Raw genomic sequence first — 583 nt, forward strand, 5'->3', positions numbered from 1 at the left:
CAGCTACGGGCTGCGCCAGCCGGTGCGGGTACGCGTGGCCGTGGCTGATGCCGCCGGCAAGCCCGTAGTCATGCCCCTGTCGTTGGCCGTAGCCGACGCCGATGCCTGCGCCGCCAATGCCGAAACCATTGCCGCGCATCTGCTGCTAACCTCCGACCTCGCGGGTTATGTCGAGAACCCCGGCTATTATTTTCAGAGTCCGACGCCCGAAACCGCGCAGCACCTCGATGCCCTGCTGCTGACGCAGGGCTGGCGCCGCTTTGCGTGGCAGCAGTTGCCGGTTGGCCCGCCGCCCGTACCCGAGTTCGGGGTCGAGCGCGCTCTTGGCATTCGTGGGCAGGTAACGCAGCCCAACGGCAAGCCCGTTGCCGGCGGCACCGTCACGTACCTGCAAACCCGGCCCGAAAAAATTTACCTGACTGCCCGGACCGATGCCGACGGCCGGTTCCTGTTCACCGGGCTGAACCAGTGCAACGACACTACCCAGCTCACGCTGCAGGCGCGGTCGGAGCGCGGCCGCCGCAACCTGCTGCTACACCTCGACCCCGGCCCACCGCCACTGCCCGGCCCACTTCCGGCCTTG

The 583-nt window shown here is 68.1% G+C and carries 1 protein-coding gene; it reads left to right on the top strand.

Annotated elements, in window-relative coordinates; translation table 11 throughout:
* On the top strand, positions 1-583 hold a 583-nt coding region (locus tag ACYVDE_RS25660; protein WP_460504330.1), incomplete at both ends, for a carboxypeptidase-like regulatory domain-containing protein.

It is taken from the genome of Hymenobacter agri, assembly GCF_054778495.1.